Here is a 13,253-nt window from a genome sequence, read left to right as displayed (position 1 = left end):
AAAGGGCTCATGACCCGGCCGCTTCGGCGAGCTCCGGCAGCGCGGACTCGGGCGCGCCAAAGGTGGTCCAGCCACCGTCCACGGGAAGCACAGCTCCGGTGATGTAGCTGGCACGCGCTGAGGCGAGGAAGGCAATCGCTTCGGCGATTTCGGCGGGCTCGGCCATGCGGCCCATGGGCGTGCGGTGGGCAATCCCCTTGCCGTCCACTGCGCCCTTGCGCTCCAGCTCGGCCACCAGCGCCGTGCGCACATAGCCCGGGGCCACGGCGTTGACGCGGATACCGGCACGGGCCCATTCGCTGGCCATGGCCCGCGTCATGCCCAGCACGCCGGCCTTGGCGGCGCTGTAGGCATTGCGCGAGGGCAGGCCGGTGACGCTGGCGATCGAGCCGAGGTTGACGATGGCGCCGCGGCCACGGCCAGCCACGGCGTCCGTCTGCAGCATGACCCTGGCCACGGCCTGGCTCATCAGGAAGGTGCCACGCAAATGAACGGCCAGCACGCGGTCAAAGGCTTCAACGTTCTGCTGAACCGTCGCGCCGGTCTGGTCGCCAATGCCGGCGTTATTGACCAGCACGTCGATGCGGCCCCATTGCGCCACCACGGCGGCAAGCGCGGCTTCCACGCCGGCGGGCTCCGTGACATTGCAGGCCAGACCGAGGTGCCCAGCCCCCAGTTCGGCGGCCCTCGCCTGAGCCGCTTCGGCGCGCAAATCGAGCAATGCCACGCGGTAGCCGTCGGCGGCCAGCCGCTGCGCGCAGGCCCAGCCAATGCCGTCGGCCGCGCCGGTCACGATGGCCACCGCCGCCGTCAGGCCAGGTTTTGCATTAGAAGCCGCCATGGTTCAGGCCGCCTGCCCGGGCCGCACCCCAGGCTTACAGGAAAATCCGGCCCTTGCCCTTGCTGCACCTGCGCAGTCAGCTATGAAATAAAGAGCATTCCATTGAGTCATTGTTGTCTCCTCTGTCGATGTATAGGCGCCAGGGCTGTTCAGCCGTTCAGCCCCGTGGCCTTGAGTGCTGGATTCTGTTTCTCACCCCCGCAAAGGGCAACCGACGATTCAGGCGGGAAACAGGACATTTCATGCATGGCTGGAGAAGGTTTTCCCTAGGTCGCCAGGCCGGTCCGCGCCGCGGCGTGGCGCGCGGCCAGGTAGGCAAAGACCAGCCCCGGCCCGATCGTGATGCCCGGGCCTGCGTAGACCCCGCCCATGATCGAATGCATGTCGTTGCCCACGGCGTACAGGCCGGGAATGGCTTGCGCGTTCTGGTCGAGCACGCGCGCCTTGGCGTCGGTTACGAGGCCTGTGGACGCACCTATATCACCGGGATAGAGGCGTACGGCGTAATAAGGCGCCTGGGTCAAGGGGCCGATGTTGGGGTTCTTGCCGGTCCAGCTCGCGTCGCCCATGTTGCGCTGGTAGGCCGTCACGCCGCGCTGGAAGTCAGGGTCCACGCCGGTGTCGGCATAGGCATTGATACTGGCAACGCTCGCCTTCAGGCCCGTGGCGCTGATGCCCAGTTTTTGCGCCAGCGCTTCCAGGCTATCGGCTTGGGTCAGGTAGCCGTCGGCCAGAAAGGGCTGCAGCCCCTTGCCACCGGGACGGACCATGCCCAGGCCGTATTTGCGCAAGGCCTCGGCATCGCAGATCAGGTAGGCGGGAATCGACGGCGTGCTCTGGTGCGCCTGCTGCATCGCCAGGCCAAAGAGGTGGTAGGAGGTGCTCTCGTTGACAAAGCGTTCCCCCGCCTGGTTGACGGTGAGCATGCCGGGCTTGGCCCGGTCCATCATGAAATGGGGAAACACGGCGGTACTGCCATCTGCCCGTTTGCGCCGGGACACCGGCGCCCAGAAGGCGTGGCTCATGCCGTCGGCACCGAACGAAGCCCCCAGCGCGCGCGCCAGCTCCAGCGCCTGGCCGGTGTGGCCCGGGGCACCCGGGCACCAGTCAGTATCAATGCCCGGCAGCATGCCCTTGCGCAAGCCGGGGTGGCGGTTGAAACCGCCACTGGCGAGAATCACGCCCCCCGTAACGCGCACGCTGCGGCGCTGGCCGTTTTGCAGCAGCGTGATGGCTTCGATGCCACCCGTGCCCCCCGCGCCGCGCGCGATGTGCTCCACCGTGGTACGGGTGAGCAGCGACACGTTCTTGCGCTGCGACAGGGAGTAAAGCAGGCGGCCGACCAGCGCATTGCCCATCACCAGGCGCGTGCCGCGTGGGTGGCGCAGGCGATCGAGGACGTGCCGCGACAAGATCCGGACCGAGTGCCAAAACGAAGCCATGGACTGCTTCATGCCCAGCAGGTGGTTGATGTCGGTGCGGTCCACCATCATGCCGCCGAGCACGGTGAACTCGGGAATCGGCGGACGAATCAGGCCGAACAGTCCACCCAGCAGGCGGCCATCAAAGGGCAGCGGCTCCAGCGCGCGGCCATTGAGGGTGGAGCCGTCCAGCTCGGAAATGTAATCGGGGTGTTTGGGGTAAGCCCGGTATTTGAGCTCGGAGTTCGCCTCGATGTGCGCCACGGCTTGCGCCCCGTGGTCCAGAAAGGCCTGGCGCAGCGCCGCCGGGCTGCGCGGCCCCACGGCATTGTCCAGGTAGCGGGCGGCATCGGCCAGGGTATCGGTCTTGTTCACGCTGGCCGAATGGCAGGTCCCCGGAATCCAGGTGGTGCCGCCGGACCAGGCGGTGGTGCCGCCCACATACTCGGTGCTTTCCACCAGCAATACCTTCTTGCCGGCAATGGCCGCGACCAGCGCGGCCGACATGCCGGCACCGCCCGCGCCTATCACCGCCACGTCGTAGCTGGCGGACTCGGGAAGCTCAACAAGGCTGTTCAGGACCTGCATCTCAGGCCTCCCGCCGGGCCGCCCCAAGGGAGGCCAACGCCCCCTCGGGGCTGAGTCCCGCGGCTCCCAGTCTGCCTGCGCAGACTGGGACGGGGCGAAGAGCCGCTGCCTCAGGCAGCGGCACGTCCAGCGAAAACACGAAGTGATGAGCGTGGGGGCGTTTCATGGTTTCCCCAGCAGGAAGTCGACCATCAGGTCGCGCACCCGGGCAAACATGTGGGCGCCCGTCATGGTGCCGCAACCCTTGGCGCGGGCCGCGGCAATCAGCGGCGTGATGGCGGGTGCGGTGATCACGCAGCCCACAAACATGCCGGCCGTGATCTTGTCCACGTCCAGCGGATAAGGGTCCGAAGCCTTCATGCCGACCGGCGTGGCGTTGAGCACCATGTCAAAGCCGCCCGGATCGGCCGAACCATGGGCCACGGGGCAGCGCCCCAGCCCCGCGAGCCGATCGACCAGCGCGGTCCGGCGGACGGTGTCCTCGTCATGAATCGCCAGTTCGGCGACTCCCGCCATCACCAGGGAATGGGCAATGGCCGACCCGGCCCCGCCCGCGCCCAGCAGCAACACCTTCTTGCCCTCGGGCTCGCCGCCGTTGTCGCGCATGGCCGCCACAAAGCCCAGGCCATCAAACATGTCGCCATGCCAGCGGCCATCGGCCGCGCGGCGCATGGTGTTGACGGTGTGCAGAAAGGCGGCGCGGTCAGAGGTGGTGGCACAGAGCTCAAAGCAGGCGAACTTGTGCGGCACCGTCACGATGATGCCGTCCACGTTGTGCGCCAGCGAAACCCCCTCAACCCAGGCCGCCAGTTTGGCCGGCGGCACATGGGCGGGCGCCACCATGGCGTCATGGCCGCGCGCCTGAAAGGCCTGCGTCACACCGGCGGGTGACTTGACCTGGGCAATCGGGTCGCCCACGATGAAATGAACGCGGGTCGCGCCGCTGAGGGTGAGATTCAGGGTGTCTGACATGGTGGCCTGGCGTGCTTGAGCTGAAAAGATGGCTGCATCTTACATAAAACTGGAATACAATTCAACTATTGAATTTAATTCCAGTTTTTTAGAAATTCCAAGTTGACCCATCAGCCCGCAGGCGGCTCCCGCCGCCATGAACTTTTTCAGTGCATCAACACCGTGACCATCGACATGCCGTCAGCCGCTGCTCAGTCCCATGTCCTGTACGCTTGCGCTCATTCTTTGAAGGGAGTGACTGTCTTATGAATGGTGTTCTGGAACGAACCTTGGGCATTCTTGAATTGCTGGCCCAACACGGCAATGGCCTGGAACTGGCGTCCATTGCCGACCAGCTCGGCATTCCGCGCAGCGCGGTGCACCGCCTGCTGGCCGACCTGGTGCGCTGCGGCTATGTGCGCCAGACGCGCGACCACGGCGACTACATGCTGACCACCAAGCTGGTGTCCATGGGCCTGTCCTTTCTGAGCAACACCGGCATCGTGGACATTGCCCAGCCGCTGCTGGACCGGCTCGCCGAAATTTCGGGTGAACTGGTGCGCCTGGCGGTGGTCGATGGCAACCGGCTGACCTGGGTGGCCCGCGCCCAAGGGGCGCGCCAGGGTCTGCGCTACGACCCGGACATGGGCAGCGATGCGCTCCTGGCCTGCTCGTCTTCGGGTCTGGCCTGGCTGTCTGCCCTGTCCGACGAAAGCGCGCTGGCGCTGGTGGCCCAGCAGGGCCTGGGCAGTCCGCAAGAGTTCGGCCCCAACGCCCCCACCAGCCTGCAAGCCGTGATGGAAGCCGTGCACGCCGCCCGCGAGCGCGGCTTCAGCATGACCGAAGAAACCTACACCGCCGGACTCAATGCCATGGCGGCACCCGTGCGTCTGGCGGGTCAGCCGCCGCTGGGCACCATCAGCATTGCCGGGCCCACCGTGCGCTTCACGCCGGAGCGCATGCTGGCCCTGGGCCCCGATCTGCTGGCCATGGCGGCCCAGCTGGCGGCCGCCAGCGGTTCCTCGCCTTTTTTCAACAAGCCATCGGCCCCGGGCCCGCAGGCGCTCAAGCGCATTTACGCGGCCTGAACGCCACGCCCCCGCCTCATGCGCGCCCATCAGGCCCACTCCAAGCCGTCCAGCTGCGACCTGCTGGTGATTGGCTCCGGCGCGGGAGGCCTGTCGGCCGCGGTGACCGCCGCCCAGCTCGGCCTGAAGGTGCTGGTCATTGAAAAGGAAGCGCACTATGGCGGCACCACCGCCTGGTCGGGCGGCTGGATGTGGATTCCGCGCAATCCGCTGGCCGTGGCCGCAGGCATCCGCGAAGACATGGACCGGCCGCTGTCCTACCTGAGGCATGAGCTGGGCGCCCAATTCGACGAGGCGCGCGCCCGCGCCTTTCTGGAAAACGGCCCGCGCATGGTGGACTTCTTCCGCTCGCGCACGGCGCTGCAGTTCATAGACGGCAACGGCATTCCCGATTTTCACGGCCGCAGCCACGATGCCGCGACCGGCGGGCGCTCGGTCTGCGCCGCCCCCTTTGATGGCCGGCGCCTGGGGAGCAAGATCGCGCAGCTCAAGCCGCCCCTTCCCGAAACCACGCTCTGGGGCATGGGCATTGCCTCGGGCGCCGAACTGCGGCACTTTCTCAATGCCATGCGCTCGCCGGCCTCGTTCTGGCATGTGACCCGACTGGTGCTGCGGCATTTTCGCGACCTGCTGCTGTTCCGGCGCGGCATGCGGCCGGTCAATGGCAATGCCCTCGTGGCCGGGCTGGCCGCCTCGGCCTATGAGGCCGGTGTCGAGATTCGCGTCAACAGCCCGGCGCGCCGCCTGCTGACCCGCCATGGCCAGGTCACGGGCGCCGTCGTCGGCACCGCGCAGGGCGATGTGGAAATCCATGCCACGCGCGGCGTCGTGCTGGCCTGCGGCGGCTTTCCGCATGACACCGCGCGCAAGAAGGAACTGCTCCCGCATGCGCCCACCGGGCACGAGCACTGGTCGGCCGCATCGCGCGGCAACACCGGCGACGGTCTGCGCCTGGGCGAAGGCGCGGGCGGCGTGGTGACTCGCGACCTGGTGCAGGCGGCAGCTCTGGCGCCGGTGTCGCTGGTGCCACGCGCCGATGGCAGCACCGCGCATTTTCCGCACCTGATCGAACGCGCCAAGCCGGGCCTGATCGCCGTCACGCAGGCGGGCCGGCGCTTCACCAACGAAGCCGACTCCTATTACGACTTCATCAGCAGCCTGCTCCAGGCCACGCCGGCCGGCGAGCCCGTGCAAGCCTGGCTGGTCTGCGACCACCGTTTTATCCGCCGCTATGGCCTGGGCGCCGCCAAACCCGCCCCCATGCCGCTGTCAAATCTGCTGAAAAATGGCTACCTGAAGCGCGGCCAGACGCTGGCCGCGCTCGCGCAGGCCTGCGGCATCGATGCACAGGGCCTGCAGCGCACGGTCCAGCGCTACAACCAGCAGGCGCGGCAAGGCCAGGACGCCGACTTTGGCAAGGGCGAGACGCCTTACAACCGCGTCCAGGGCGATGCCAGCGGCGCTGGCCCCAACCCCTGCATGGCGCCCCTCGAGCACGGCCCGTTCTACGCGGTCCGGGTGCTGCCGGGCAGCCTGGGCACCTTTGCCGGTCTGCGCGTCAATGCGCAGGCCCGGGTGCTCGACGCGAACGACCAGCCGATTGCCGGCCTGTACGCCGGCGGCAATGACATGGCCAGTGTGATGGGCGGCCACTACCCCAGCGGCGGCATCACGCTCGGCCCGGCCATGACCTTTGGTTTTCTCGCCGCCCACCATGCCGCCGGCCTTGAGCCAGGCGATGAATTTTCAATAAAAACAGCTCCCAGCCCTTGACTGGCGGGCGCTACAAGCTCCTTTTTAAATAGCACTTACACCAAGGACCCTGCCCATGTACTACGAACTCGCCACCATGACCTTGCCCTTCGGCACCGCCGGCCAGGCCGCCACCAGCGTGCAAACCTTCGCCAGCAAGCCCGAGGCCCAAGGCGAGCTGCTGGGCTGCTGGTTCACCGACATCGGCGTGCTCAACCAGATGATGGTGCTGCGCGGCTTTGCCGACCTTGCCAGCCTCCAGGCCGAACGCGAACGCACCCAGAAAAGCGCGGACCCCTTGGGTTGCGGCGACATCCTCCAGAGCCTGGAGCAGCACAGCTATTGGGGCTTTCCGTGGATGAAGCCGGTGCGCCCCAGCAGCGAGTCGGGCGTCAGTGGCCCGGTCTATGAAATCCGCACCTATGGCATCAAGCCGGGCGGCGTACAGCCCACGATTGACCTGTGGGAACAGTACGTGCCCGCACGCGAAAAACTCTCACCTTGTGTCGTGGCCATGGTCGCGCTCGACGGGCCGCTGCGTTTCACCAACATCTGGGCCTACCCCACGCTGGACGCGCGCAGCAAGGCCCGCGCCGACGCCGTGGCGCAAGGCATCTGGCCGCCCAAAGGCGGACCGGCGCACCTGACCACGGCCATGACGTCGACGATTGCGATGCCCACGGCCGTCTCGCCACTCAAATAAGTTAGCTCAGGGGAATGAACATGTCGCGCATCTATTCGCTGGCTTACCTGACCTCAAACACCCTGACTCCGCCGCAGGCTGTGCGCCTGGCAGGCGAACTGGGCTATGCCTATGTCGGCCTGCGCCTGCTGCCCAACGCAGCGGGCGCACCGCAGCAGTTCCTGATTGGCCAGCCCGAGGTGCTGCGCGAAACCGTGGCGGCGCAGCGGGACACCGGCGTCGGCGTATTCGACCTGGAGATCATCCGCATCGCCGAAGGTTTCGATGCGCGCAGCTATCAGCCGCTCTTCGAGGCCGGCGCGGCCCTCAAGGCCAAGGCCGTGCTGGTGGCCGGCGACGACACCAACGAAGCCCGGCTGGCCGAAGGCTATGCGCGGCTGTGCGAGGCCATGCGCCCCTATGGCATGACCGCCGACCTGGAATTCATGCCCTGGACGGCCGTGCCTGATGCGAAAGCCGCGCTGCGCATCATCCACGCGGCCGGACGCCCCGACAACGCCGGCATTCTGGTGGATGCGCTGCATGTGGCGCGCTCCAACACCACCCTGGACGACCTGCGCACCATTCCACGCGAACTGCTGCACTACGCGCAGATCTGCGACGCACCGACCCAGGCGCAAAGGGGCCGCCCGTTCAGCGTGGAAGAAATGATACACACCGCCCGCTGCGAACGCCTGATGCCCGGCGAAGGCGGCATTGCACTGCAAGCCCTGTTCGATGCGCTGCCGCCGGACCTGCCCATCAGCGTCGAAGTGGTGCACCTGGACCGCATGGCGCAGATCGGCCAGACCGAATGGGCGCGCCAGGCCCTGGCCGCCAGCCGTGCCTTGCTCGAGCCACAGGCCTGAGTCCTCACACCGCCAAGCGCCTGCTGCCCGCCATGTCCCCACGCCCTGACCCGTTGTCCCGCCTGCCTTTCTTCTTTGGCGCGCGCTGGTTCAGCAGCGCCTGATTCAAGGGCGAACACACCCTAGCGGCCCGATGGCGCCCATTGACGGAGCCCATTCACGCCATCGCCTTTGAATCAGATCTGGAGAACACCATGGATTTTTCCCTCAACGAAGAACAGAAAATGATGATCGACACCGTGCGTCGCTTCATCGCCGAAGAACTCAAGCCGCTCGAAGACGAGATCGAGGAAAAAGGCTTTCTGGACCAGGCCAAGGCCTGGGCCGTCCACGAGAAATCGAAATCGCTGGGCCTGTACGCCATGAACATCCCGGCCGAACTGGGCGGCGGCGGCCTGTCGGCCGTGGACCGCATTCTGTGCGAAGAACAATTCGGCCACACCACCGACATCCTGATCCGCCGTGCCTTCGGCAACATCTATGAACCGCTGCTGGTGTGCAAGGGCGAGCAGGTGGAGCGCTGGCTCAAGCCCACGGTGCAAGGCCTGCGCACCTGCGCCATCGCCATCACCGAATCCGGCGCCGGCTCGGACGCGGCCGGTATCAAGACCCACGCCAGGAAGACGCAGACCAACGGCAAAGAGGGCTGGGTGCTCAACGGCAGCAAGCATTTCATCAGCGACGGCGAGTGGAGCGACTTCTTCCTGGTTTCCGCCAAAACCGGCGAGAAGGAAATCTCCATGTTCATGGTGGACAAGGGCCTGCCCGGCTTCACCATCGGCAAGGACCAGAAGATGATGGGCATTCGCGGCACGCCGCATCTCGAGCTGTTCTTCGACAACGTGCCGCTGGAGCCGGTGGCACTGCTCGGCGAGCAGGGCCAGGGCTTCAAGCTGGCCATGGGCGCGCTGAACGTGGTGCGCCTGGCCCAGGTCGGCTCGCGCGCCGTGGGCAAGGCCAGCCACGTGCTGGACCTGATGGTGGACTATGCCAACCAGCGCCAGCAGTTCGGCCAGAAGATCGGCAACTTCCAGATGGTGCAGCAGATGCTGGCCGACAGCGTGATCGAGATCAACGCCGCGCGCTGGATGGTGCTGCATGCCGCCTGGCTGCTCGACCAGGGCCATGACGCGCGCGAGCAGATCGCCATGGTCAAGGTGCACGCCGCCGAGACGCTGGGCCGCGTGGTCGACCGCGCGGTGCAGGTGTTCGGCGGCATGGGCTTTTGCAAGGAACTGCCGATCGAACGCTACTACCGCGATGCGCGCGTCTACCGCATCTTCGACGGCACCAGCGAAATCCACCGCACCGTCATTGCCAAAAGCGTGATGAAAAAAGGGGCCGCCCTGTTTGACGTGAACCGCTGAGGAGAGCCGTATGAGCAGCAGCAAATTCATGAGCGCGGCGCAAGCCGCCGGGCTGATCCGTGACGGCGACACCGTGGGACTGATGGGCGGCGGTGGCGGCCTGATGGAGGCCAGCTGTTTGTTTGAAGCGGTGCAGGCGCGCTTTCTGGCCACGCAGCAGCCGCGCAACCTGACCATGGTCCACGCGCTGGGCATTGGCGACAAGAAAACCAAGGGCATGAACTGCTTTGCGCACGAGGGCCTGGTCAAGCGGGTGATAGGCGGGCACTGGGTCTGGTCGCCCGCGATGCAGCAGCTGGCCGAAGCCGAGAAAATCGAGGCCTACATCCTGCCCGGCGGGGTCTCCAGCCAGCTCATGCGCGAGATTGGCGCCGGCCGGCCCGGACTCTTCACCCATGTGGGCCTGGGCACCGTCTGCGATCCGCGCCGGGGCGGCGGCAGGATGAATGCCTCGGCCAGGGAAGACCTGGCCGAAGTGGTGCAGATGGACGGACGCGAGTACCTGCGCTACAAACCCTTCCCCATCCACGTGGCGCTGGTGCGTGCCAGCGCGGCCGACGAGGACGGCAACATCAGCTTCGAGCACGAGGCCGCCAACCTCGACGCCCCATCGCTGGCCCTGGCCGCGCGCAACAGCGGCGGCACCGTGATCGTGCAGGTCAAGGAACGCCTGCCCCGCGGTGCCTTGAAGGCACGCGAGGTGCGCATTCCTTCGGCCTGGGTCGATGCCATCGTGGTCGACCCGGACCAGAGAGCGAGTTACGACATCCCCTTCGATCCGGCCCTTAGTGGAGAGTTGACGGGCGTTGAACGCTATGAAAGTGAGAGCAAAGACCACGAAGCCGAGAAGGCTGCCGCAGCCGGGGCCTTCAGCGAACGCCAGGCCGTGGCCCGCCGCGCCGCCGAGGAACTGTTCAACACCGGCAAGGCCAGGCCGGTCGTCAACTACGGCGTGGGCGTGCCCGATGCAGTCGCCAAGCTGATCGCCGCCCGCGGGGAGCAGCACCGCCTCTACCAGACCATAGAACACGGCACCTATGGCGGCACGCTGATGGATGGCGTGCTGTTCGGCTACGCGCGCAACGCCACGGCCATGCTGGACGCCGCCACGCAATTCGACTTCTATGCCGGCGGGGGCCTGGACATCGCCTTCCTCGGCTTCGGAGAATTCGATGCGCAGGGCAATGTGAACGTGTCACGCCTGGGCGGCCTCACGGTCGGGCCCGGCGGTTTCATCGACATTGCACAGAACGCCCGCAAGGTGGTGTTCTGCGGCACGCTGGCCGCCAAGGGCGTGAAGCTGCAGACCGGCGATGGCCGGATGCGCGTGCTGCAGCAGGGCGGGGTCAAGAAACTGGTGAAGCAGGTTGAACAGATCACCTTCAGCGGCCCGCAAGGTCTGGTGCGCCGGCAGGAGGTGCTGTACCTCACCGAACGCGCCAGCTTTCGCCTCACGGCCGAAGGCATCGAGCTGTTTGAAATCGCACCCGGCATTGATTTGCAGCGCGACGTGCTGGACCAGATGGCGTTTGTGCCCCGCATTGCCGCGTCGCTGGCCGTGATGCCCGACGCTTACTTCCGCAACGCTACCGCCTGATGAACGGGGTCAAGGCGCCCGGGGGCGTCAGGAGGAAGGCAGCACCACCGGGGCGGCCGCCGTGCCGCTCATCTGTGCCAGCACGCTGGCCCGGAACTCGCGCGGTGTCTGGCCGGTTTGCTTGCGGAAAAACCGGCTGAAATAGGCCTCATCGTCAAAGCCCAGCGCTGCCGCCAGCTGTTTCACGGTGGTCGAGGTGTAAACCAGGTCGCGCTGGGCCTCATGCACGATGCGGGCATTGATGACGTCCAGGCTGGAGATGCCCAGCACCTCGCGGCACAGCCGGGTCAGTTGGCCGGCGGTCACCCCCAGCTCGCTGGCACAGGCATCCACCGTCAGACGGGTCCGGAAGCGGGCGTCCACCAGGGCCCTGAAGCGCTCGATTTGTGCCGACTTGCGCGAGGTGATGGAGGGCGTCGCCGTTTGCAGGCTGTCCTGGATGCGCGCCACCTGCACCAGCAAGGCCGTCAGCAGGGACATGCCCGCCGCCACCTGGCCACTGGCCGGGTGGCGGTACTCGCGCTCCACCGCCAGAAACAGGGGCATCAGGGCATCGGCGTGACGGGACGACTCTTCAATGGGCAGCACGGTGGGCGTACGGATGACAGGCAGCAGCTCGGACATGAGCACGCTGGCCAGGGACTCCAGCGGCTTCTGCGTGGCAGTGACCACCGCCCCCTGCACATCCGGCGAAAAGTGAAGGCCGTGCACGGTGCGCGCCGGCACCACCAGCAAACAAGGCGCCCTGACAAAATGCCGCGCGCTGTCCAGCTGAACCTGCACCGTGCCTTGCGTCAGGTAGAGCAGCTGAACAAAGGCGTCATGCACATGGGGCTGGATTTCCCAGTTGTTGGGCCCCGAGCGCTCGGGGATCCATTCGAAGTTGAACGAGTTCGACCAGCCCGGCACCGCCTGGTCGCCATACAGGTCGTAGTGGGGAATGCTGCGTCGCACCATAAATCAGGCACTGAAAATGCATGAATTGTCCTGTTGTTGGCGGGAATCGTCAATGGCACAAAAGTGCCCTCAAAACCACAATGCATAAGCCATGACAAGAGACAAACCCCACGCTTGTCTCCATTTCTAACCTGCGGGCCAGTCGGGATGACTGGTTCAACCTGGAGATATCAATGACGGTGACGTCCAAGCCGCACTGGCTCGAACTGGAAGACAAAATCTGCGTCGTCACCGGGGCGGCCAGCGGCATTGGCGCCGCCATCGCCACTAGCCTAGCGCAGGTGGGGGCCCATGTGGCTTTGCTGGACCGCGATCTCGCGGGTGTGCAGTCCCTGCAAAAGACATTGGCGCAGCAGGGCCTGACGGCCCTGGCCATCGGGTGCGACACGTCCAGTGAAGCCGATACCCTGGCCGCCGCCAGCCGGGTCCGGCAAGCCTTGGGCCCCTGTGAGGTACTGATCAACAACGCCGGCATGCTCCGCGCCGCCGGCCTCGATCAGGTCACGCTGAACGACTGGAACCATGTGCTGTCCGTCAACCTGACGGGCTACCTGCTGTGTGCCCGCGCCTTTTCGCCAGCGATGCGGGCCATCGGTCGGGGCAGCATCGTGAACGTGGCCTCGATTGCCAGCCTGTTTCCGCAAAGCAGCAGCGGCGCCTACAGCGCCAGCAAGGCCGGTGTGCTGCTGCTGTCACGCCAGATGGCGGTGGAATGGGGCCCGCACGGGATACGCAGCAACGCGATCTGCCCCGGCATGATACGCACCGCGCTGTCCGCCAGGTTTTACGAGGAAGCCGGCTTCGAGCAAAAACGCGCCGCCGTCACGGCCAGCGGCCGCGTCGGCGAGCCCCAGGACATCGCCGACGTCGCCCTCTTTCTGGCCAGCCCGCGCGCGGCCTACGTCAATGGCGCCGAGCTGTCCGTGGACGGCGGCATGTCCTCCATGCTGATGGACATGGTGCCACGCCCCGGCTACAACGTGGCCCCCACGCTTGTGGCTACGCCGCTCTTCGAGAACGCTTCGCGTACTACGCGAGGCCTTGCAGGCCGCGGCTCGCGAGACGCTTCGCCTCTGTCGCCTGTCCCAGCCTGCTCAAGCAGGCTGGGAGCCGCAGACTCCAGCCCCTCGGGGGCCGTGC

Annotated in this window: 10 protein-coding genes and 1 pseudogene; 7 read left to right on the top strand and 4 right to left on the bottom strand. The window is 66.4% G+C overall.

What is annotated here, in order from left to right:
* Positions 1–7: 7 nt before the first annotated feature.
* The 3 genes from PJE01S_RS13460 to PJE01S_RS13450 form a co-directional block, all read right to left on the bottom strand.
* The gene (locus tag PJE01S_RS13460) at positions 8–841 is read right to left on the bottom strand and encodes an SDR family oxidoreductase (RefSeq protein WP_068834140.1); all 834 of its coding nucleotides are present in this window, start codon (positions 839–841) and stop codon (positions 8–10) included.
* A gap of 266 nt (positions 842–1,107) precedes the next feature.
* Positions 1,108–2,850 (bottom strand): FAD-dependent oxidoreductase, encoded by a 1,743-nt coding sequence (locus PJE01S_RS13455; protein ID WP_068834139.1) that lies wholly within the window; start codon positions 2,848–2,850, stop codon positions 1,108–1,110.
* A gap of 162 nt (positions 2,851–3,012) precedes the next feature.
* The gene (locus tag PJE01S_RS13450; RefSeq protein ID WP_068834138.1) at positions 3,013–3,822 is read right to left on the bottom strand and encodes a shikimate dehydrogenase family protein; all 810 of its coding nucleotides are present in this window, start codon (positions 3,820–3,822) and stop codon (positions 3,013–3,015) included.
* A 245-nt stretch (positions 3,823–4,067) separates the two neighbouring features.
* Between PJE01S_RS13450 and PJE01S_RS13445 the strand changes: the two genes are divergently transcribed.
* The 6 genes from PJE01S_RS13445 (at position 4,068) to PJE01S_RS13420 (ending at position 11,156) form a co-directional block, all read left to right on the top strand.
* Positions 4,068–4,889 carry an IclR family transcriptional regulator gene (locus PJE01S_RS13445; RefSeq protein WP_068834137.1) on the top strand — a complete coding sequence of 274 codons (822 nt, stop codon included), beginning with the start codon at positions 4,068–4,070 and terminating at the stop codon, positions 4,887–4,889.
* Between the two features lie 18 nt (positions 4,890–4,907).
* Positions 4,908–6,662, top strand: coding sequence for an FAD-dependent oxidoreductase (locus PJE01S_RS13440; RefSeq protein WP_068834136.1), 1,755 nt, complete (start codon positions 4,908–4,910; stop codon positions 6,660–6,662).
* 55 nt (positions 6,663–6,717) lie between these two features.
* On the top strand, positions 6,718–7,344 hold the full coding sequence (locus PJE01S_RS13435) for an NIPSNAP family protein (protein WP_068834135.1): 627 nt from the start codon (positions 6,718–6,720) through the stop codon (positions 7,342–7,344).
* Between the two features lie 20 nt (positions 7,345–7,364).
* Complete coding sequence (locus tag PJE01S_RS13430) at positions 7,365–8,192, top strand: sugar phosphate isomerase/epimerase family protein (protein ID WP_068834134.1); 828 nt, start codon at positions 7,365–7,367, stop codon at positions 8,190–8,192.
* 194 nt (positions 8,193–8,386) lie between these two features.
* Positions 8,387–9,559, top strand: coding sequence for an acyl-CoA dehydrogenase family protein (locus PJE01S_RS13425; RefSeq protein ID WP_068834195.1), 1,173 nt, complete (start codon positions 8,387–8,389; stop codon positions 9,557–9,559).
* Positions 9,560–9,569: 10 nt separating this feature from the next.
* Positions 9,570–11,156 (top strand): acyl CoA:acetate/3-ketoacid CoA transferase, encoded by a 1,587-nt coding sequence (locus PJE01S_RS13420; protein ID WP_068834133.1) that lies wholly within the window; start codon positions 9,570–9,572, stop codon positions 11,154–11,156.
* Positions 11,157–11,183: 27 nt separating this feature from the next.
* Here PJE01S_RS13420 and PJE01S_RS13415 read toward each other — a convergent pair whose 3' ends face one another.
* Positions 11,184–12,113 (bottom strand): helix-turn-helix domain-containing protein, encoded by a 930-nt coding sequence (locus PJE01S_RS13415; protein ID WP_068834132.1) that lies wholly within the window; start codon positions 12,111–12,113, stop codon positions 11,184–11,186.
* 173 nt (positions 12,114–12,286) lie between these two features.
* Here PJE01S_RS13415 and PJE01S_RS13410 point away from each other — a divergent pair.
* Positions 12,287–13,093 (top strand): annotated as a pseudogene (locus PJE01S_RS13410) (SDR family NAD(P)-dependent oxidoreductase); the annotation flags it as partial.
* Between the last annotated feature and the right edge of the window lie 160 nt (positions 13,094–13,253).

Origin of the sequence: Polaromonas jejuensis NBRC 106434 (genome assembly GCF_001598235.1) — a bacterium.
GTDB lineage: Bacteria > Pseudomonadota > Gammaproteobacteria > Burkholderiales > Burkholderiaceae_C > Polaromonas > Polaromonas jejuensis.
The sequence above is the reverse complement of the archived record's forward strand: the minus strand, read 5'-3'. Positions and strand labels throughout refer to the sequence as shown.